This is a genomic window from Streptomyces sp. CNB091, assembly GCF_000377965.1.
Window position 1 is genome coordinate 589,417 of record NZ_KB898990.1, and the last position, 19,757, is coordinate 609,173.

19 protein-coding genes and 2 pseudogenes are annotated in these 19,757 nt (G+C 71.5%); 8 read left to right on the plus strand and 13 right to left on the minus strand.

Features of this window, described 5'->3' with window-relative positions:
- Positions 1-80: 80 nt before the first annotated feature.
- From D581_RS0102485 to D581_RS0102495, 3 genes are all read right to left on the minus strand, one after another.
- On the minus strand, positions 81-878 hold the full coding sequence (locus tag D581_RS0102485) for a family 1 encapsulin nanocompartment shell protein (protein WP_018955648.1): 798 nt from the start codon (positions 876-878) through the stop codon (positions 81-83).
- Entirely contained in the window at positions 878-1,357 is a 480-nt protein-coding gene (locus D581_RS0102490) for a Dyp-type peroxidase domain-containing protein (protein WP_018955649.1), read from the minus strand. Before D581_RS0102490 ends, D581_RS0102485 begins: the two co-directional genes overlap by 1 nt.
- A gap of 213 nt (positions 1,358-1,570) precedes the next feature.
- Positions 1,571-2,104 (minus strand): DUF5709 domain-containing protein, encoded by a 534-nt coding sequence (locus D581_RS0102495; protein WP_018955650.1) that lies wholly within the window; start codon positions 2,102-2,104, stop codon positions 1,571-1,573.
- 260 nt (positions 2,105-2,364) lie between these two features.
- Between D581_RS0102495 and D581_RS1000000141185 the strand changes: the two genes are divergently transcribed.
- The 3 genes and pseudogenes from D581_RS1000000141185 to D581_RS1000000138475 all read left to right on the plus strand — a co-directional run bounded on the left by D581_RS1000000141185 (position 2,365) and on the right by D581_RS1000000138475 (position 5,653).
- On the plus strand, positions 2,365-2,508 hold the full coding sequence (locus D581_RS1000000141185) for a hypothetical protein (RefSeq protein WP_158688573.1): 144 nt from the start codon (positions 2,365-2,367) through the stop codon (positions 2,506-2,508).
- Between the two features lie 276 nt (positions 2,509-2,784).
- The gene (locus tag D581_RS0102500; RefSeq protein WP_018955651.1) at positions 2,785-4,260 is read left to right on the plus strand and encodes a UDP-N-acetylmuramoyl-L-alanyl-D-glutamate--2,6-diaminopimelate ligase; all 1,476 of its coding nucleotides are present in this window, start codon (positions 2,785-2,787) and stop codon (positions 4,258-4,260) included.
- Positions 4,261-4,491: 231 nt separating this feature from the next.
- Positions 4,492-5,653, plus strand: a pseudogene (locus D581_RS1000000138475) (carboxylesterase family protein).
- 164 nt (positions 5,654-5,817) lie between these two features.
- On the opposite strand, the pseudogene D581_RS1000000141845 reads toward D581_RS1000000138475, so the two are convergent.
- Positions 5,818-6,023 (minus strand): annotated as a pseudogene (locus tag D581_RS1000000141845) (ABC transporter ATP-binding protein); the annotation flags it as partial.
- Between the two features lie 38 nt (positions 6,024-6,061).
- On the minus strand, positions 6,062-6,424 hold the full coding sequence (locus tag D581_RS0102510; RefSeq protein WP_018955653.1) for a hypothetical protein: 363 nt from the start codon (positions 6,422-6,424) through the stop codon (positions 6,062-6,064).
- 96 nt (positions 6,425-6,520) lie between these two features.
- On the opposite strand from D581_RS0102510, the gene sigJ reads away from it, so the two are divergent.
- Positions 6,521-7,420 (plus strand): RNA polymerase sigma factor SigJ, encoded by a 900-nt coding sequence (gene sigJ / locus D581_RS0102515; protein WP_026290115.1) that lies wholly within the window; start codon positions 6,521-6,523, stop codon positions 7,418-7,420.
- A gap of 9 nt (positions 7,421-7,429) precedes the next feature.
- Here sigJ and D581_RS0102520 read toward each other — a convergent pair whose 3' ends face one another.
- From D581_RS0102520 to D581_RS1000000141855, 3 genes are all read right to left on the minus strand, one after another.
- Positions 7,430-8,005: a GNAT family N-acetyltransferase gene (locus tag D581_RS0102520; RefSeq protein WP_018955655.1), complete on the minus strand. Its 576-nt coding sequence runs from the start codon at positions 8,003-8,005 to the stop codon at positions 7,430-7,432.
- A gap of 97 nt (positions 8,006-8,102) precedes the next feature.
- Positions 8,103-8,711: an SCO7460 family lipoprotein gene (locus tag D581_RS1000000141850; protein WP_486585782.1), complete on the minus strand. Its 609-nt coding sequence runs from the start codon at positions 8,709-8,711 to the stop codon at positions 8,103-8,105.
- Positions 8,699-9,142 (minus strand): hypothetical protein, encoded by a 444-nt coding sequence (locus tag D581_RS1000000141855; protein WP_486585783.1) that lies wholly within the window; start codon positions 9,140-9,142, stop codon positions 8,699-8,701. Before D581_RS1000000141855 ends, D581_RS1000000141850 begins: the two co-directional genes overlap by 13 nt.
- Before the next feature lie 286 nt (positions 9,143-9,428).
- On the opposite strand from D581_RS1000000141855, the gene D581_RS0102530 reads away from it, so the two are divergent.
- The 3 genes from D581_RS0102530 (at position 9,429) to D581_RS0102540 (ending at position 13,297) form a co-directional block, all read left to right on the plus strand.
- Complete coding sequence (locus D581_RS0102530; protein ID WP_026290116.1) at positions 9,429-10,574, plus strand: alpha-lytic protease prodomain-containing protein; 1,146 nt, start codon at positions 9,429-9,431, stop codon at positions 10,572-10,574.
- Between the two features lie 372 nt (positions 10,575-10,946).
- Positions 10,947-12,062, plus strand: coding sequence for a DUF1996 domain-containing protein (locus tag D581_RS0102535; protein ID WP_026290117.1), 1,116 nt, complete (start codon positions 10,947-10,949; stop codon positions 12,060-12,062).
- A gap of 470 nt (positions 12,063-12,532) precedes the next feature.
- Positions 12,533-13,297: an isocitrate lyase/PEP mutase family protein gene (locus D581_RS0102540; protein ID WP_026290118.1), complete on the plus strand. Its 765-nt coding sequence runs from the start codon at positions 12,533-12,535 to the stop codon at positions 13,295-13,297.
- A gap of 224 nt (positions 13,298-13,521) precedes the next feature.
- On the opposite strand, the gene D581_RS0102545 is transcribed toward D581_RS0102540, so the two are convergent.
- Positions 13,522-14,055: a hypothetical protein gene (locus tag D581_RS0102545; RefSeq protein ID WP_026290119.1), complete on the minus strand. Its 534-nt coding sequence runs from the start codon at positions 14,053-14,055 to the stop codon at positions 13,522-13,524.
- Positions 14,056-14,210: 155 nt separating this feature from the next.
- Between D581_RS0102545 and D581_RS0102550 the strand changes: the two genes are divergently transcribed.
- Positions 14,211-14,825 (plus strand): DUF6461 domain-containing protein, encoded by a 615-nt coding sequence (locus D581_RS0102550; RefSeq protein WP_018955660.1) that lies wholly within the window; start codon positions 14,211-14,213, stop codon positions 14,823-14,825.
- Positions 14,826-15,046: 221 nt separating this feature from the next.
- Here the strand turns inward: D581_RS0102550 and D581_RS0102555 are convergent, their stop codons facing one another.
- The 4 genes from D581_RS0102555 to D581_RS0102570 are packed head-to-tail and all read right to left on the minus strand — an operon-like array spanning position 15,047 to position 19,674.
- Positions 15,047-16,405, minus strand: coding sequence for a GH1 family beta-glucosidase (locus D581_RS0102555; protein ID WP_026290120.1), 1,359 nt, complete (start codon positions 16,403-16,405; stop codon positions 15,047-15,049).
- Positions 16,406-16,452: 47 nt separating this feature from the next.
- Positions 16,453-17,346, minus strand: coding sequence for a carbohydrate ABC transporter permease (locus tag D581_RS0102560; protein ID WP_018955662.1), 894 nt, complete (start codon positions 17,344-17,346; stop codon positions 16,453-16,455).
- On the minus strand, positions 17,339-18,352 hold the full coding sequence (locus D581_RS0102565; protein ID WP_018955663.1) for a carbohydrate ABC transporter permease: 1,014 nt from the start codon (positions 18,350-18,352) through the stop codon (positions 17,339-17,341). The genes D581_RS0102560 and D581_RS0102565 overlap by 8 nt, the downstream gene beginning before the upstream one ends.
- A gap of 11 nt (positions 18,353-18,363) precedes the next feature.
- Positions 18,364-19,674: an ABC transporter substrate-binding protein gene (locus D581_RS0102570; protein ID WP_018955664.1), complete on the minus strand. Its 1,311-nt coding sequence runs from the start codon at positions 19,672-19,674 to the stop codon at positions 18,364-18,366.
- Positions 19,675-19,757 lie beyond the last annotated feature (83 nt).

A 19,757-nucleotide genomic window follows, 5' to 3' on the forward strand; every position in this document is an offset into this window, starting at 1 on the left:
CCCTGATGGCTGCCCCCAGGTCTTCGGCGGAACGGGGGCGCTCGGTCGCCCGGACACGCGCCGGTGAGCGCCCCCGGGAATCAGGCGATCAGACCGACCACGGCCTCCGGTGTCAGCATCCGGAAGGTGAAGGCCTGCTGGAAGTAGAGGTGGATGCTCGTGGCGTCGTGGTCCGCGTAGCCGATCGACAGGTCCTGGCCGAGGCAGAGCTCGAAGTCTCCGCCCCGGGTGGACAGGAGCACCCCGCCCTTGACCGCGGGCGCCCACAGGATCTCGCCGTCCACCAGGCGGCTCAGGTGCGTCTTGACCGGATACCCGTGGTCGGAGGTCTCGGCGGCCTCGGTGAACGCGTCCGCACCGAGCAGCAGCCGGTACGGTCCGTCCACACCGGCCAGCCGCAGCCGCGTCACGGCCTGGCTGACCGCCACCGGATAGTCCCGCGCGTCGGCGGGCAGCGGGAGGGGATCATGGGAGGAGCCGTCCCGCAGGCCGGTGATCCCGGCCGCCCCGTACCCGTCGATGATCGCCATGTCCTCGGCGAACGCGCAGGTGCGTGCCGCGTCCTTGACGGGCTGCCAATCGCTGTCGGCGGAGCCGCGCTCCACGTCGTCCACGGCCTGGCGGGTCACCGTGAACGGCACCCGCCACTCGATGACCGGCATCGATGTCCGGGCCCGGGCCGCCACGTCCGGGGCGGGCGGATCGATGTCGTTCAGATGGCCGTCGCCGACGGCGGCCAGTGTCGGACCTGCCGGATCGGACACGTCGACGACGCGGCGGCCGGCGACATGGCGGCGGAAGGTGCGCCGGGCCTCCTCCTCGATCTCGTCCCAGGCGGACGGGGTGACCGGCGCTAGTTCGCGATGCGGATTGTTCATCACTGGGCGCTTTCTTGCAGGCTGCCGATGCGCAGCGAACCGTGGTCCGCCCCGGCCGTGACAGGCTCCTGCCGGACGGGTGCGGGCACCGGTTCCGGCCGGGCCCCGGCGCGGGTCAGGACGGGCGGGGGCGGCGGAGCGTCGAGGAAGTCGGCGCGGGGGCGAAGAAGAGGGAGCCGGTGACCGCCGTGGAGAGGGCCTCGCAGCTCGGGGAACGGGTGGAGGTGAGCCGGGTGAGCCGGGCGCGGCCCGGCGAACAGCCGGTCCCAGGCGCTGGAGCCGAAGCCCGCGACACAGGCGAGACCGGCGTCCGGGTAGCGGAAGCCGAGCGACCGGGCGGCGGCCGCGAGATCCGGCAGCACGTCCAGCACCGCGCTCTCGCCGCCCGGCTCGATCGTGCCGACCAGGAGCAGCGCCGCGCTGGTCAACGGCGCCACGACGGGCTGGACGGAGACGGGACCGGGGACGGCGTCGGGCATGCGCGCACTCCACTACGACGGTGTACGGGCGGCGGTGGATCGCCGGTGGTGGACGGTCGGCGGTCGCAGCCGCCGACCGAATCGCCGGTGACCGCGATCCGCGAGGTGTCCAGTCCGTGTTCCGCTCCGTGCTCCAGTGCGTGGTGTGCTCGGGGCAGGGGAGCACGGGCCTGGGGCAGCCGCGTTCGGGGCGGGCTCTCGCCGACGGCCCGCTCACGGCGAGGGCGAGGCGGCCCCGCCACCGGCGGAGGGGCCGGTTCCGGGCGCCGGACCGGCCTCCAGGAGCGCGTCGTCGTCCCCCGGCTCGGGGATCACGTGCATCGCGGCCTCCTCGGCCGACGCCGCCGCCCCGTCGATGCCCACGTCGCTGGCGGTGAGGGCGGCCGGGACGCTTCCGTCCGCCTGCTGGGTCAGCCGTCCCGCGCGGGCGACGCCGACCTCGTCGTCCCACGGCTCGCCGTCGCCGTCCACCAGATCGCCCACGCCGTCGCCGGCGGAACCGTCCGGCTCGGGCACTTCCCTGGTCAGCCGCGCTTCGAGGGACTCGCCGGTGTGCCGCTCGTTGGCCGTGGTGCCGAGGCCGTCGACGACCCAGGGGCGGTCCGGCGGAGCGTAGCCCTCGTCCAGCGGGTCGCCGGTGCCGGACGGATCCATGAGCGTGTCCCCGGCGTCGAGCTGTTCGTCGGGGTCGGAGGCCTCGGGTTCCTGGGGCTGGTAGACGTCGTCCCCCCAGTCGGTGTCGCTCATGGCGCGTCCTTTCCTCGGGGGAGTACCGAATACCACTGTCCCCTGTACGCAATTCCACTCCGGTCCCGCTCCGGCCGCAAAGGGAAGATCGGATTCCGGGGCCGGGGGCGGGCCTCGCGGACCGGCCCGTACGCAGGTCGTGCCCGTTCGCCGCGCATCCGGGGGTCGGGCCGCACTCGGGGCCCGACCCACGCCGTTCCCGGCCGACGGAGCGTTCGGCGGCGGGCCGGGGCACTTCCCACCGCACGTACACTCGGCCCATGGGACGCAGCGCCGAACCGAGGACCCGCCCGCACCGGGCCGCCTCCGCGCTGCCCCCGGCCGCCACCCGCGCGGCTGTGCCCCCGGTGCCCGCGGACGCGGCGCCCGGAACGGGCCGTACCGCACTGCACGGCCACGGCTAGCGGTCCACGCGGCGGTTCCCGACAGCAGCGTCCGGCGCCCCCGGCCCCGGCGTAACCGCCCCGGCCCGCCTTCTCACCCACACCAGCACACCACCGCACCAGCACACCACCACTCCGGCCCGCTGAGCGCCGGAGCTCACCGTCGCCTCCGGCGCTCGCCGGACGCGAGAGTCACGAGCGGCTCCACAGCACCACGCGGCCCACGGCGCACCCGCCCGTGCCGCTTCCCGGCGACGGCCGCACCAGCCGGACGGCGCCGCACTCGAAGGGATCATCGTGAAGCTGAGCGACCTCATGGCCGGGCAGGACCACCACGTGCTGCGGGGAACCCCTGCCCGCACGGACGTCACCGCCGGAGCGACGTTCGACGCGGACCGGGTCACCCCCGGCTCCGTCTACGCCGCGGTGCCCGGCCACACCGCCGGCGGCCCGGAGGCAGTCGCCCCGGCCGTCGCCCGCGGAGCTGTCGCCGTACTCGTCGACGAACAGGCGCCGCCGCTGCCCGCGGCACTGGGCGACGTGTGCGCCGTACGCGTCCCCGATGTGCGCAGGGCCGCGGCGGTCCTCGCCTCCCGCTACTTCGGCGAACCGGGCCGGGCGATGGACCTGATCGCCATCACCGGCACCAACGGCAAGACCTCCGTCTCGTACATGACCGAATCGGTGCTGCGGATCGCCGAGGGGACCCGGGTCGGGGTGATCGGCACCGCGGGCAGCCGCATCGGGGACGAGCCCATCCCGATGCCCCCCTCCGTGCTCACCACCCCGGAATCGCCCGATCTGCAGTATCTGCTGGGGCACATGCGTGACCGCGCCACCGGCAGCGTCGTCCTGGAGGCCACCTCGATGGGGCTGCTGACGCACCGGCTGGACCGTACGTTCATCGACGTCGGCGTCTTCACGAACCTGACCCAGGACCACCTCGACGACCACGGCACCATGGAGAACTACCGGGACGCCAAGCTCCGCCTCTTCCAGGGGCTGTGCCGGCGCGCCGTGGTCAATGCCGACGACCCGGTGGGCGCCGGGATCCGGGAGCTGATGCCCGACGCCGTGACCACGTACGCGCTGGACGGCGACGCGGACTACCGCGCGAGCGATCTCGCCGTGGACGCCTCGGGCACCCGGTTCACGCTGCACCACGACGGCCGCAAGTACCCGGCGGCGATTCCCTCGCCCGGCCGCTTCTCGGTCTCCAACGCGCTGGCCACCGTGGCGGCCTGCCACCTTCTCGGCCACGGTCTGGCCGGGCTGGTCGACGCGCTGGAGCGGATGCCGCAGATCCCCGGCCGCTTCGAACGCCTCCACACCTCCAGTGGCACCTCGGTGATCGTGGACTACGCTCACTCGCCGGACTCCCTCAGCAAGGTCCTCACCACGATCCGGGGCTTCGCCCGGGGCCGGGTCATCACCGTCTTCGGCTGCGGCGGCGACCGCGACACCACCAAGCGCGCCGAGATGGGCGCCATCGCGGGCGACCACTCCGACCTGTGCTTCCTCACCTCCGACAATCCCCGCTACGAGGACCCCGAGGCCATCCTCGACGAGATCGCCCCCGGCATCGCGTCGACCGGAACGCCGTACGAGCGCATCACCGACCGCCGCCTGGCCATCGCCGCGGCGCTCGCGGAGGCAGGGCCGGCCGACGTCGTGCTCATCGCGGGCAAGGGCAGCGAACCGCACCAGAGCGTCCGGGGCGAACTGCTGCCGTTCAGCGACATGGCCACCGTGCGCGAACTGATCGCCGGATAGGCGGACAGGCGGACAGGCGCACACGCGGGCGGAGCCGCCGCGGTCGGGCCGATGCCTACGCGGGCAGCGGCGTACGCGGGCCGTGGCGTACACGGGCAGAGGCGTACACAGGCGGCTGGGAGACCGGGCGACCGGGCCAGGAGCAATCCGGTGGTGGTGGTGCCGGGGGTCCGGCATGCTGGCCCGGCCGCGCCGAGCGCCGGACGAGGCAGCGACGGGGGAGCGGGAGCCGTGGACGTCTTCACGACGAAGTCCGGGAGGGTACGGGGGCGACGCGCCGCCCGGGACCACACCATCGTCGCCGTGCGCGGACTCCCTTACGCGGCACCGCCCTTCGGTGCCCGCCGGTTCCGGGAGCCGCAGCCGGCGGAACCCTGGGACGGCGTGAGGGAGTGCGCCGCCTTCGGGGTTCGGCGGCTCGCCCGACCGGGTCACCCTGGCCGGGCAGTCGTCGGGCGCCACCTCCGTGGCCTGTCTCACGGTGGCCGACCGGGCGCGCGGCCTCTTCCGCCGCGCCGTCCTGCACAGCGCCGTCAACGCCTGCGCCACGGTGGAGCAGGCGGCCCGCACCACCGCCGAGGTCGCCGCGGCGGCCGGGGTGCCCGCCACGCGCGCCGGGCTGCTCTCCGCCCCGCCCGAGGCCCTCGTGGCCGCGACGGACCGGGTCTGCGAACGGTACGCACAGGACCCCGGCTCGGGGCGGCGCCACTACGACCCGGCGATCTTCGGCCCGGTCGCCGACGGCGTCCTCCTGACCGCCGACCCGCTGGAGGCACTGGCGGCCGGAGCGGGCGGCGCGGTGGAGCTGCTGGTCTGCCACACCACGGAGGAGTACTGGCTCCTGGACGCGGTCGGCAGCAGCGCGAAGGTCACATCTAAGGAGCGACTGGCCGTCTTCGCAGCAGACTTCGGGCTTCCGGCGTCGCTCGTCGAGGGTCACCGAAAGCTCCTGCCGGACGCGCCGGTTCTCGATGTCTACCTGACCCTCTGCTCCGCCCTCCTGTTCGCCGAGTACAGCACCCGCCTGGCCGAGGCCCACGCCCTGGCGGGCGGCCGGGCCTTCCTCGCCCGCTACGACCGCCGCCGGGACCGCGCGGGGCGGCGGGTGCGCGCCTGGCACTGCGCGGACATTCCGTTCGCCTTCGGGAACCTCCACGAGGAGAGCGTCCACTTCCTCGTCGGCGGCCCGGCCGACGAGGAGCTCTCCCGGCGCATGACCCGCGCCTGGGCCGGGTTCGCCGCCCATGGAGACCCGGGCTGGGCGCCCCTCGACGGGCCCGCCGGGAGCGGGGCGACGGTTCGGGTCTGGCGTACGACGGCGGAAGGACCCGGGGTGGAGCACGGGTTCCGCGACCTGTGGCGTACGGCCGGACTGCCGTTGCTGGAGCCCTGAGGCTCCCTGCCGCCGGCGAACGGCCCCTCCGCCCTCGACCGGCTGGGCAGCCTGACGCCCGGGCCCGCGTGCGACTGCCGTCCGGGCAGTGGCGGGTCCGGCCGACGCGGATCCGGGCCGGACTCGCCCGTGCACGGGGTCGGGACGGACCCCGTCCACCCCAAGCCGCCCGAGTGGGCCGGCCAGCGGCCCGCGTGCCGGGACACCTCGATGGTGCGGCCGAAGCAGGCGGTCATGCGCTCCTGCGTGAGGACGTCCTCGACCGCCCCCGCCGCGAGGACGCGCCTCCCTCACGCAGGAGCAGGGCGCGACCGATCGCCGGCGACAGCTCCTGCCGGTGGTGCGTGACCGTCACCGTCGACGACTCCGGTCCTTGCCACCCCTACTCGTGCCCCGTCGCGGTGGACCTCAGCGCCGGGCCAGGGCGAGCAGGCTCAGCCCGAACATCAGCACTCCCAGGGGGAGATGGACCGACGGGAGGTGCGCGATACCGACCGCGACCTGGACCGAGGCCAGGACCAGGAAGCCGGACGCGTACAGGATCGGCCGAGGCGGGCCGCCACCCGGCCTCCAGGCCAGAACCGCCGCGAGTACGTACAGCATCGACGCCCCGTACATCACCCGCGCACCGACGCTGTGCAGCGTCTCCCCGTAGGACGAGGTCATCAGCAGCCCGGAGGAGACCGCTTGAAGGAAGATCGTCAGAGTCTGCAGGGCGATCGCGATCCGCAGGAACGAGAACGCGCGCCGTGCCGGAATCCAAGTGGCCATGCCACGCCCCTTTTTCCGCCCGTGGGCAGTCGATCGATAAGGTCTCACCAACCCGACGACACGGGCCGGCGAAAGGTAAGGCGAGGGGACCGGAGCATGGGGGCGGCGAGGGCTGAGGTGGAGAGGCCGGCCGGTGAGCGCGGCCGACTGATCAATGTGGCCTACCGGTTGCTCGGATCGCTCGCCGAGTCCGAGGACGCCGTGCAGGAGGCCTTCGCGCGCTGGTACGCGCTGCCGCCGAGCCGGCGGGACGAGATCGTGTCCCCCGACGCCTGGCTGACCACGGTGACCGGTCGCATCTGCCTGGACGTGCTCGGCTCGGCGCGGGTCCGGCGCGAACGCTACGTCGGCGCGTGGCTGCCCGATCCCCTGCCCGGCCCCGTCGAGCGCGGCGGCGGCCGGGGCTCCGACCTCGCGGACCGGATGGTCCTGGACGAGTCGGTGACCATGGCCTTCCTCGTGGTCCTGGAGACGATGACCCCCGCCGAGCGCGTCTCCTTCGTCCTGCACGACGTCTTCCGCTACCCCTTCGCGGAGATCGCCGACGTACTCGGCCGGACCCCCGCCGCCTGCAAGCAGCTCGCGTCCTCCGCCCGGCGGAGGGTGTCCGACGCCCGGACTCCGGTGGCGGCGGACGCGCGGACCGATGTGGTGCGGCGGGTCAAGGAGGCCTGGGAGAACAAGGACATCGCGGCCCTCGTCGACCTCCTCGACCCGTCCGCCGTGATGACCGCCGACGGCGGCGGTCTGGTCGGTGCCGCCCTGCGCCCGATCGAAGGGGACGCGCGTATCGCCTCGTACATGGTCGCCATCGCCGACCGGGCCCCGGGGCTGGAACTCCTGGAGCGGTCGGTGAACGGTGCGCCTGGCCTGGTGGCCCTGCGGGGCGGCGTCGTCCTGACCGTGGCCTCGTTCGACGTGACCGACGGCCGCGTCGCCCGGATCTGGGTGGTCCGCAACCCGGAGAAGCTTCGGCCGTGGGTGCCGCGGGGGTGACGATCGCCGCTACCCGCGCAGGTCGAGCCGCATCAGGACGCGAGGATGGCCGGCCAGCACCGAGGTGGTGTCGGCGGCGTGGGTGAACCCGGCGCGCTCGAAGTTCTTCCGGATCCCGGGGTACGCCATCGTCAGATCTACCTTGGCGTCACCGCTGTCGAGCGGATACGCCTCGACCGCCGGCGCGCCGTGGGCACGGGCGAACCCGACCGCACCGGCGATCAGCTCGTGCGAGATCCCCTTGCCGCGGTGACCGGGGCGAACCCGGATGCACCACAGGGACCAGACCGGCAGGTCGTCGACGTGCGGGATCTTCCGGCTGCGGGCGAAGGAGGTATCCGAGCGCGGCGCCACGGCAGCCCAGCCCACCGGCTCGTCGCCGTCGTAGGCGAGCACCCCCGGCGGAGGCTCGGCACGGCACAGCCCGGCGGCGTACTCACCCCGCGCCGGACCGCGGAGCTCGGTGTTGAGCTTGGACGGAATCCGGTAGCTCAGGCACCAACAGACGTTGGCCTCGGGAGACTTCGGGCCGACCAGGGTGCGAACATCTTCGAACGCCGAGGCCGGGCGAACTGCGATGGTCATGGCGCCACGATGCCACGACACACCCCGCGACGCCCGCGGGGAACCGCCCTCGCCCGCGCCGGGGGCGAACGGCCGGGGTTCCCGGCGCGCCCCGTCCTCAGTACGGCGGCAGTCTCAGCATTCCGGTGCCCTCGCGTACGTCGTGCACGAGCCGGACCTTCCCCACCGGAGCGCCGTGCTCGTCCGTGGTCACCAGGGCCGCGTCGTCGCTGTTGACGCACTGCCCGCGCGCGTCCGGCTCGGGGCAGAACAGCACGTAGCCGGTCTGCCGGTCGACGCGGCCCGGCTCCAGCCGCCAGATCCACTGGTAGGTGCTCATGACCACCCGGGGGTAGGTGGCGCGCAGTTGCTCCTTCACCGCGTTCTGCACGGTGTCGCCGAACTTCTGGCGTTCCCGGAACGGGCGGACGACCCGGGCGCTGCCCGTCGTGTCCACCCGGCCGGCCACGATCTCGTAACTCGCGGAGAAATAGGCCTGCTTGGTGAGCGAGGCCAGGAGATCCTGCCGGGTCAGCCGCATCACGGTGGGCCACGACTCCTCGCCCCGGGGACGCCGGTCGGCGACGGACGGGGAGACCACGTTCACGTACGACCCCTGAGCCCTCGCCAACGCGCTGTCGGCCCCGCTCGCCGTGACCCAGCGTTGGACGCACTCCCCGATCTCGCCGAGCACCTTCGCGACGGTGGCGTTCGTCAGCTCGGCCACGACGTAGGGCGGGGGCCGGTCGGGCCCAGGGCGACGACCTCGTAACCGCAGGCGTCGAAGGCGCCCCTGAGCGTGCGGAAGTCCTCGGCCTGCTGCCGCCCGCGCTTCACGGCTTCGGCCAGGGCGCCCGCGCAGTCCTTGCGGTCGCACGTGCCGTCGTCCGCCCTGTCCGTGTCGATGCGGAGCCGGACCACGGCGTCGCGGTCGTCGGTCACCGCGAACGTGACCTCCGAGCCGCCGGACCCCGGGAAGAGCGTGCGTGCTCCGATCGCCTTGAGCTGTCCCGGGAAGTGCTTCTCAGCCAGTTCCTCCGCCGCCCGCCGGTCGTCATCGGTGTCGACCACTCCGCACGCGCCCACCAGCACGGCCAGCGAACCCGCGAGCGTGCCGGTCAGCGCGGCTCTCCAGCGTCTGCGGCGTGATCCGGTCATGATCAGCTCCTCCATCTGGCCCCGTCCCCTGTTCCTGTGACAGTAGGACGAGTGCCTGCGGGCCGGATGAGTACGCCTACTCAACCCGGTGCCCGGTGCCCGGTGCCCAGCGTCCGCGCACACCTCTTCCGACTCATCGCCTTCATTGGCATGGACCTGACTATCGAACTCCGCTACAGTCCGGGACGGTGCATCTGAGAGCGCTCTCAAGCGCACGACCGCCATGCGCTCCCGGACGCCTCCCGTTCCACCCCACGTCGCTGGAACAACAGGAAGGGTCACTCCCTTGAGACACGCAACCGTGCTGCGGACCGGTCTGTCCGCACTCCTGCTCCTCGGTGCCTGGGCCGCCGCCGGCCCGTCGTCCGCCTCCGCCGCCCCCACCGACTCCGCGGAGGCCCCCGCTTCCGCGGCCCTGCTCACCGCGATGCAGCGCGACTTCGGCCTCGCCGAGGGCGAGGCCGTCGCGAGGCTCGCCGACGAGAAGGAGGCCACCGCCCTGGAGCCGACGGCGCAGCGCGCCGCGGGCTCCGCCTTCGGCGGCTCCTGGTTCGACGCGAGGACCGGCAAGCTGGTCGTCGCCGTCACGAACGCCGAGAAGGCCGAGGCCGTACGGGCCGTCGGCGCCGACGCCCGGCTCGTCGAGCACTCGGCGAAGCGGCTCGACGCGGCGAAGGCCCGCATCGACGCCCTGCCCGCCCCGTCCGGCGTGAGCAGCTGGCACGTCGACCCGGCGACCAGCAGCGTCGTCGTGAACGTCGTCGCGTCCGAGCAGCGTGACAACGATGTCCGGTCCTTCGTCGCCAAGGCCCGCGAGGCCGGACCGGTGACCGTGGAGACGACCGCCGAAGCACCGCGGACCTTCGCCGCGGGAACGGTCGGAGGGGATCCGTACTACACGGGCAACGTCCGCTGCTCGATCGGCTTCTCCGTCCACGGCGGCTTCGTCACCGCCGGGCACTGTGGCGGCGCCGGCCAGTCCGTGCGCGGCTGGGACGGCTCGGCCATCGGCAACTTCCAGGGCTCGTCCTTCCCCGGCAACGACTACGCCTGGGTGAACGTGGCCAACGGCTGGTGGACCGTGCCGGTCGTCCTCGGCTGGGGCACCGTCTCCGACCAGCTGGTCCGGGGCTCGAACGAGGCGCCGATCGGCGCGTCCATCTGCCGCTCCGGCTCCACCACGCGCTGGCACTGCGGCAGGGTCCTCGCCAAGAACGAGACCGTCAACTACAGCCAGGGCGCCGTGCACCAGATGACCAAGACGAGCGTCTGCGCCGAAGGAGGCGACTCCGGCGGCTCGTTCATCAGCGGCGACCAGGCCCAGGGCGTCACCTCCGGCGGCTGGGGCAACTGCTCCGGCGGCGGGGAGACCTGGCACCAGCCGGTCAACGAGATCCTCAACCGGTACGGGCTGACCCTGCACACCGCGTGATCCGGGGGAGCCGTCCCGCCGTCCTCCCCGGTGGAGCGGCTCCTGCCGACGGGTGAGGGTGCCGGGCCGCGAGCGGTCCGGGGTCGCCGGATCCCGTCGGCTCAGCGAAGGCACTGTGAGCGGCCCCGCCGGTGTGCGGGGCCGCTTCCGTGTGCTGGTCTGCCGGGAGAGCGTTTTCCCGAAGCCCAACAGTCCTTGCTCAGCGCATCGTTCACCAGCTATTGACACCCTCTCGACACCGGCGCAACACTGACACCGCCTTGGAGAGCGCTCTCCCAGAGTCTGCTCTTCCCGGCTGCACCGTCCAGCTCACCCTTTCCCCCCACCGTGCACCCGATGTGCAGGGATGAAGAGCGGCATGGAGGTATCCCCATGGTGACAAGACTCAGCAGAACGACCCTGGTGTCCGCCCTGATCGTGGCGACCGCCCTGGCGCTGGTCGCGCTCGGGCTCGCCGCGATCACGAACGCCGGGGCGACCGCCGCCGAGGCGGCTCCGCCCCCGACCGGCAAGCCGGCGGCGGCCTCGCACGTCATGCAGGGCCACAAGATGGCGCCGGCGAAGCCCGTCGCCTTCGGGGACGACCCCGACGGCGACGGCTACATACCGGCCGACCCGCCGGTCACAGGAGTGGAGCCGTCCGACGAGATCCCGCCGCACCGCTACTTCCATGAGTTCCAGGCCAACTGCTCGGTCACCCACACCGCCCCGGACGACCCGATCGTCTACCCGGGCCGGGCCGGCGCCTCGCACGACCACACGTTCATGGGCAACGACACCACGAACGCGAACAGCACCACCGCGTCCCTGAGCGCGGGCGGGACCGCCTGCCTCGCGCCCGGCGACCTGTCCGCCTACTGGATGCCGACCCTCTACAACGGGAACGAGGAGATCCGCCCGGTCGGGCCCCAGACCATCTACTACAAGGCCGGAGTCACCGACTACCGCACCGTACGGCCCTTCCCCAAGGGGCTGCGGTTCGTCGTCGGCAGCCCGACACAGACCGCCCAGGAGTTCCGCGACCACCCCGGGATGGTCGAGGGGTACGAGTGCGGGGAGAGCTACCACAACTACGACTTCCCGGCCGCCTGCCCGACCAGCCGGGACACCCAGCTCAACCTGCGCATGCAGGCGCCCAGTTGCTGGGACGGCAAGCACCTGGACACCCCCGACCACCAGGCCCACATGGCCTATCCGGTCGTGATGGGGGCCAACCAGGACGTCTGCCCGACGAGCCACCCGGTCGCCCTGCCGATGATCGAGTTCAAGATGGCGTGGCCGGTCAACGGTGACATGTCGCAGGTGAGACTCGCCAGCGGCACCGGCCACTCCTTCCACTACGACTTCTTCAACGCCTGGGACGACGCCACGCTCGACGCCCTGGTCGACCACTGCATCGTCGGTGCTCTCCAGTGCAACGCCCGTGGCTACGACGAGAACAACCCGGGTCGGGGCGCGGTCCTGGACGAGAACTACGAACTGCCTTGACCCTGCCCGTCGCGCCTCCCTCCTGGGCGTACCGCGCTCATGAGGGAGAGCGCTCTCCAGTCGGCGTGTCCACCCACGCTCCGTCCGACGTGTCCGGCCTCCCCGGCCTCACTCTTCCTGCGTCCCCCACTCGCACTCCCGTGAGGGGCCCCTCCCCCCCATGATCCCCCATGATCATGTCCCGGTTCCGACGACCGGCCCGCGCCCGGGGCCGTACCACCGCACGCCTCGCCGTCGCCGCGCTCCTGGCCGCCGTGGCGGCCGCGCTTCAGGTCCCCGCCGCGCAGGCCGCCGGCAGCGTGGTGAAGGTGACCGGCTCCCAGGGCGCCTGGCAGCTGACCGTGAACGGCGCCCCGTACACCGTGAAGGGGCTGACCTGGAGGGGGCCCGTGGCGGTCGCGGACATCCGTGACCGCCACGGGCTCGCGTTCGCGCCCTGTCGGCACGTCGCGGAAGGTAGCGTGCTCGGCATGGATCTTCATACCACCGTTGAGCGCGCTCAACGCCTCAAGCAACTGCACGCCGAGCACAGGCCCCTCGTCCTGCCGACCGTCTGGGACGTCTGGTCGGCGCGGACAGCGGCCGACGCCGGGTTCCCCGCGCTGACGGTCGGCAGCCATCCGCTCGCCGATTCCCGGGGGGCCGCGGACCAGGAGGGGCAGACCTTCGAGGAGGTGCTCTCCGCCGTCGGGCCGATCATCGCCGCGGTCGACGTCCCCGTCTCCGTGGACCTGGAGGCCGGCTACGGGCAGCAGCCCGCGGATCTCGTCGCCGGTCTCATCGAGGTCGGCGGCGTCGGCCTCAACATCGAGGACACCGTTCACTCGGAGGGAGGACGCGTACGGAGCACGCGGGAGCACGCGGCCTACATCGCCGGCCTGCGCGCGGCGGCCGACGAGGCGGGAGTCCAGGTCTGGATCAACGGGCGCACCGACCTGTTCCTGCACGCGGAGGACGCCTCCGCCGTTCTCGACGAGGCGATCGAGCGACTGCGGGCCCTGGAGCAGGCGGGCGCCGACAGCGTCTACCCGGTGCGCATCCAGGACAACGACGAACTGCTCGCGGCGGTGACGGCCGCCGTCTCCGTGCCGGTGAACTCCACGGCGCATCCGGTCAAGCACGATCTCGACCGCTTCCGCCGCCTCGGTGTCGGCCGGATCACCTACGGCCCGCTGCTGCAGTTCGCGATGACGGACGCGATGAAGAACATGCTGGGGCCGTGGGCCCTTAGGTAGGCCGTGTCCGTAAAGTCTCGTCTGGCCCGCGGGCGGAACGACGATACTTTGCGGATGCTCCCTGGCCCCACGTTTCAGTCAGGGCGGGCCCCCATGTTGGCCGTTAGCGCAAAAGTGCCTTCGAGCTGGGGAGATGAACCTTGTCGAAAGGTTCTGTCGGTCCAACGGAAGACACTTTCTGCGTGCGCGCTCAGGCCCGGGAAGTTTGCCTGGCAAGCTTCGCCTCAGTGGTGCTCGATCACGCGCTCCGGCAGGGGAGACGCGGCCGTCCGGCGCCGGTAGTACGCGACCGTCGACACCGTCAGCAACGGGGCCCAAGCCAGCGACGGTACATAGCAGGCGACGAGGAGAACTTCCTGGGCCGCAGAGTTCGTGAGGCTGCCGGAAGCCAGGCTGTGGGACTGGGTGATGCCGACCACGATGCTCAGGAGGAAGAGCACGCCCGCACCCAGCAGTGCCGATATCACCGTCGCGAGCGGGCGCACGGGACGGCCGCCGATCAGAGGGATCCAGCGCGGCACGACCTCACCCCACGGTTGCACCAGACCGAGCGTCAGCAGGGCGAGTGCCTCGGAGACCGCCGTCAGCGTCAGGACGTACAGCACGCCCCAGCCGGTACGGACGGCATCCGAGGCCACCGGGAGCCCGGCCACCAGGGCGATCCGCCACAACGCCGACGGCAGAGTGACCAGTGGTACAGCGTAGGCGGCGAGGACGGCCCAGCGCGGCACATTGGGTAGTGCTTTCCCTCTCGGCATGTGATCGATTCTCATCACGGGGGCCTCGCCGCACCTCAACCTACGGGGCCGTCCACCTCCCCCGTACGGGGGAGAAGCACGTACGGTCAAACTTTGCCCGTGCGCGGCAGTACTCCGCGGACGGAGTTGGCGGGTGCGAGGAGGGACGGGCGGACGTGGCGAACGGGTTGCGGTGGATATCGACCGCATACGACCTGGGTTACACCTTCACCCTGTGCGAAGGCATCGGGCCGCGAGATCTGCTGGTGCGGATGGGCGCGGAGCCGCATCACCTCCACGAGTTGTCCCATGACGTGGTGGCCGAGCTCCAGATGCGGCCGGAGGACGGTCATCTGAGCGACTTGGACTTTCTCGACTGGGAGGACGAGGGCCTGGTGTCGCGTCTGACGGAGGCTGGGTTCCTCTCGCATCCCGGGGTGCTCGTTCGCGCCGGCGCGGTTCCCGGCTGGGCCTATGCGGTGGAGAGCATCACCAGCCGTGCCCCTGCCCACCTGCCGGCGCTGTCGCAAGGCACTCGCGCGTACACCGTCTTCCGCGGTGTGAACGGCGAACACGAGATCGGCTATGCCGTCGACGGCCGGGTCCTGGCCTACTACGAGCACGGCGCGCGCCATTCGGCAGGCGCCGACGCGCAAGGGGTGCCGGGGTTCGCATACTCCGGCGAGGAGCTTCTCGACGCTGCCTTTCTCCGCTTCCTCGAAAGCGAGCACGGAATCCATCTCTCCTGGGAGGATTTCCAGGCTCCGCTTCCCACCGCCGCCTTCGTGTAGGCCGCCCGGGGTGCAGGGGTCCGAACCTGGGCCGAAGGCGCGCCCTGGCCACCGGAGTCAGACCCTGGAAGAAGAAGGGTGAACGCGTCCGCCCCCTTGTCCTGATGCTCTCCCTCTTGATGCCCTCCCTCCTGATGCCGTCCTGAGACGCGAAACCCCTCCGGCCGAGGCGAGGGATTCGCCACGGCCGGAGGGGGCCGGCAGGAGCCGGTGGAGGAGGGTCAGACGGTCGCCCGGCCGCGCCGCTCCGCGTGCTTCCGGACCAGTTCCGCGTACCGGCGTCCGCTGGTCTTGACCGTACGGCGCTGGGTCGCGTAGTCCACGTGGACCAGCCCGAACCGCTTGTCGTAGCCGTACGCCCACTCGAAGTTGTCCATCAGCGACCAGGCGAAGTACCCGGCCAGCGGGGCTCCCTTGCCGACCGCGCGGGCGCAGGCGGCGAGATGCTCCTCCAAGTACCGGACGCGCTCCGGGTCGTGGATCGAGCCGTCCGCCGCGACGGCGTCCTCGTACGCCGAACCGTTCTCGGTGACGTAGATCCGCTGGACGCCGTACTCCTCGGTCAGGCGCAGCAGCAGCCGCTCCAGGCCCTCCGCGTGGACCTCCCAGTCCATGTGGGTGAGCCGGGCGCCGGGGACGGAGACCTGCTTGGCGTGCGGTGCCGGCCCGTCGGGGTCGGCGGTGACGATCTGCCGGAAGTAGTAGTTGAGCCCCAGCCAGTCGAGGGGTGCGGCGATCGTGTCCAGGTCGCCCGGCCGGACCGGGAGTTCGACCCCGTACAGCTCCACCATGTCCTGCGGGTAGCCGCGCCCGAGGACCGGGTCCAGCCACCAGCGGTTGATGTGGCCGTCGGCGCGGCGGGCCGCGGCGAGGTCGGGCCCGCTCGTGCTCGCGGGCTCGATCGGGCTGAGGTTGTTGACGATGCCGACCCGGGCGTCCGAGGAGGCCGCCCGGATCGCCCGCACGGCGAGACCGTGGCCCAGGTGCAGGTGGTAGGAGGCCCGCACGGCGGCGGTCAGGTCGGTGAGACCCGGCGCCATCCGGCCCTCCAGGTGGCCGATCCAGGCCGAGCACAGCGGTTCGTTGAGCGTCGCCCAGTCCTTGACCCGGTCGCCGAGGCGCTCCACCACGTGGGAGGCGTACGCCGCGAAGTGCTCCGAGGTCTCCCGTACGGTCCAGCCGCCCCGGTCCTGGAGCGCCTGCGGAAGGTCCCAGTGGTAGAGGGTGGCGAACGGGGTGACGCCGGCCTCCAGAAGGCCGTCCACGAGCCGGTCGTAGAAGTCCAGGCCCGCCTTGTTGACCGGCCCGTCGCCGCCGGGCACGACGCGCGGCCAGGCGATCGAGAAGCGGTAGGCGTCCGCGCCGAGCCGCTTGATCAGGCCGATGTCCTCGGGGACCCGGTGGTAGTGGTCGCAGGCCACGTCGCCCGTGTCGCCGTTGTCGATCGTGCCGGGGGTGTGCGAGAACGTGTCCCAGATCGAGGGGGAGCGGCCGTCCTCGGTCACGGCTCCCTCGATCTGGTACGCGGCGGTGGCGACGCCCCAGGTGAAGTCCGCCGGGAGGGCGTTGAGGTCGGACACGTGCTGCCTTTCGGTCGGGGGCGACGGACGGCTCTCGCCGGTGGGGGTCACTTCACGGCTCCCGCGGTGAGACCGGCGACCAGATAGCGCTGGAGGAGCAGGAACCCGGCGACGATCGGGACGCTGACGACGAGGGACGCGGCCATGACCTGGTTCCAGTACACGTCGTTCTGCGTGGCGTAGCCCTGGAGGCCGACGGAGAGGGTCCGGGTGGCGTCGTTCGTCATGACGGAGGCGAAGAGGACCTCGCCCCAGGCCGTCATGAAGGAGTACACCGACACCGCCACGATGCCCGGGACGGCGGCCGGCACGACGACCTGGAAGAGGGCGCGGACGGGCCCGCAGCCGTCGACCAGGGCCGCTTCGTCGAGGTCCCGGGGGATGGAGTCGAAGTACCCGATCAGCATCCAGATGGAGAACGGCAGCGAGAACGTCAGGTAGGTGAGGATGAGCCCGCCGCGCGAGCCGTACAGCGCGACGCCGGTGCTGTTGCCGATGTTGACGAAGATGAGGAACAGCGGGAGCAGGAAGAGAATCCCCGGGAACATCTGCGTGGACAGCACCGTGACGGTGAAGACCCGCTTGCCCCGGAACCGGTAGCGGCTCACCGCGTAGGCGGAGAACACCGCGATCGTCACCGACAGCACCGTCGCCGAGCCCGCCACGATCAGCGAGTTGACGAAGTACTTGGCGAGCGGAACGGTCTCCCAGATGTCGAAGTACGGCTGGATCGTCAGCGTGGACGGGATCCACTGGAACTTCCCCGACACGTCCTGGAGCGGCTTCAGCGAGCTGCTGACCATCACGTAGACGGGCAGCAGGACGAAGCCGGCGAGCAGGGTCAGGACGATGCGGCGGGTCCAGAGGAAGGACTGCGGCGCGGCCATCGGCGAGCGGGCCCGCGACCGGGTGGTGCGGGTCGGCCGCGTGAGGCTAGACATCGGCGCCCTTCCTTCCACGCGAGGTGAGGAACAGGTAGACGGCCGTCACGACCAGCAGGAAGAGCAGCAGCAGGACCGACATCGCGGATCCGGTGCCGAAGTTCCAGGTGACGAACGACGACTGGTAGATGTGGATCGAGATCAGGTCCGCGCTCTCCGGGGCCGATTTCCCGAACAGGACGTACGGGGTGTTGAAGTCGTTGAACGTCCACAGGAAGAGCACGAGGACCAGGACCTGGTTGACCGGGCGCAGCGAGGGCAGCGTGATCCGGCGGATCTGCTGCCAGATGCCGGCGCCGTCGATCGAGGCGGCCTCGTACAGCTCGCGCGGGATGTTCTGGAGCCCGGCCATCAGCATGAGGAAGGCGAACGGCCAGCCCTTCCACACCGAGACGATGATCAGGGCGTAGATGCTGTTGTCACCGATCAGCCAGAACGACGGCTCGTCGGTGATGCCGAGCTGGTCGTGCAGGACGTGGTTGACCAGCCCGTTGTCCCGCTGGAACATGAACGCCCAGGTGATGACGGCCGCGTAGACCGGCAGGGCGTACGGGACGAGGAAGATCGCCCGCAGAATGCCCCGGCCCCGGAAGCTCTCCTGGAGGAGGATCGCCGCCGCGGTGCCGAACAGCCAGGCGAACCCGACCGAGAAGAACGTGAAGACGCAGGTCACGAAGAACGAGTGGAGCAGGGCCTCACCGATCGGCGCGTCGAAGTCGACGGCGATGCTGTAGTTGTCGAGGCCGATCCAGGGCGCCGCGCCCCAGTTGCTGATGAAGAACTGTGTGAGCTGCCGGAAGCTCATCACGATCCCGATGACCATCGGGATGATGTGGATGAGGAGTTCGAGCAGGACGGCGGGCAGGAGCAGGAGATAGGGCAGTCCGCCTTGGCGGATCCGGTCGGGGATGCGCGGCAGTCTCCTGCGCGCACCCCCGGTGCCCCGGCTCGTACCCTTGCCGGTCGACTTGTCGACCTCGGGGTCCGTGGTGACGGTGGCGGTCATGGATCAGGGCCTCACTGCTGCATCGTCTGCTGGGCCTTTTCCAGGCGCGCCTTGACGGAATCGGTGGTCACCGGGCGCCCGGCGGCGGCGTCCGCCCACAGCTCCTTGACCGCGGTGCCCACGGCCGTCTCGAACTGCGACTCGTTCGGGACCTGGGGGAGCGGGGCGGCGCTGGTGGCGAGGGTGTCGCGCAGGACCTTGAGGTCGGGAGCGCCGAAGGCCTCGTCGGCCTGGGCGGCCTTGACCGGCGGGATCGAGCCGTAGGTCTTGTTGAGCAGCTTCTGCTCGGCGTCGCTCGTCATGAACTTCACGAACTTCTTCGCGCCGTCGATGTTCTTGGTGTTCTTGAAGACGGCCATGTTGATGCCCGCGACCATGGAGTTGGTCTGCTTGCCCGCGCCCGGCGCGCCCGAGGGGACCGGCACCGGGGCCGCGCCCCAGTCCTCGGGCTTCATGCCCTGGGCGGCGAAGGTGGAGGCGGCGGCCTGCCACAGCACCATCGCCGTCTTGCCCTGGGCGAAGTCGGTGAGCGACTGGTTCTGGGCGTACTCCGCGTTGCCCGGAGCGATGATCTTGTCCTTGGCCATGAGGTCGATGTACTGCTTGACCGCCGCGACCGCACCGTCGGAGGTGAAGGTCGCCTTGCCGTCCTCGTCGAAGAAGTCGGCGCCGTGCTGCTTGCCCAGGACGAAGGTCTGGTGGATGTTGTTGGAGAGGTTGCCGCCCTCGGCGCCCAGCCCCCACTTGCCGTCCTTGGATATCTTCTTGCCCGCCGCGACCAGCTCGTCCCAGGTGGCCGGGGGCTTCTCGACGCCCGCCTCGGCGAACATCTTCTTGTTGTAGTAGAGGGCGTACGCCAGCGAGTACAGCGGCACCGCGGCGGGCGGCTCGCCCTCCTTGCCTGCCGAGGCGACCGCCGAGTCGACGAAGCGGTCCCGGCCGCCGATCGCCTCGAAGTTCTTCTCGTCCCACGGCAGGAGCGCGCCGGTCGCCTGGAGCGAGGCCGACCAGGTGTTGCCGATGTTCAGCACGTCCGGGCCCTGGCCGGAGCTGGTGGCGGCGAGGATCCGGTTCAGCAGGTCGGCCCACGGCACGACCTCCAGCTTCACCTTGATCCCGGTCTCCTTCTCGAACTTCTTCAGCTCGGGAGTGAGGATCTCCTTGTCGGCCTCGATGCTGGGGCCCTGGTTGGACGCCCAGTAGGTGAGGGTCTTCGGCGACTCGTTGCTGCCGCCCGAGGTGGTCCCGCCGCCACAGCCGGTGGCGGCTACGGCGATGGCGAGGGCGAGGGTGGCGGCGCTTGCGGCTCTGACATGACGCATGTGAGGTGGCCCCTTTCCGGGGATGGCTGCGTTCGGGAACCGAACGGCCTCCATGACTTAATTTATGCCGTGATTTAAGAGGT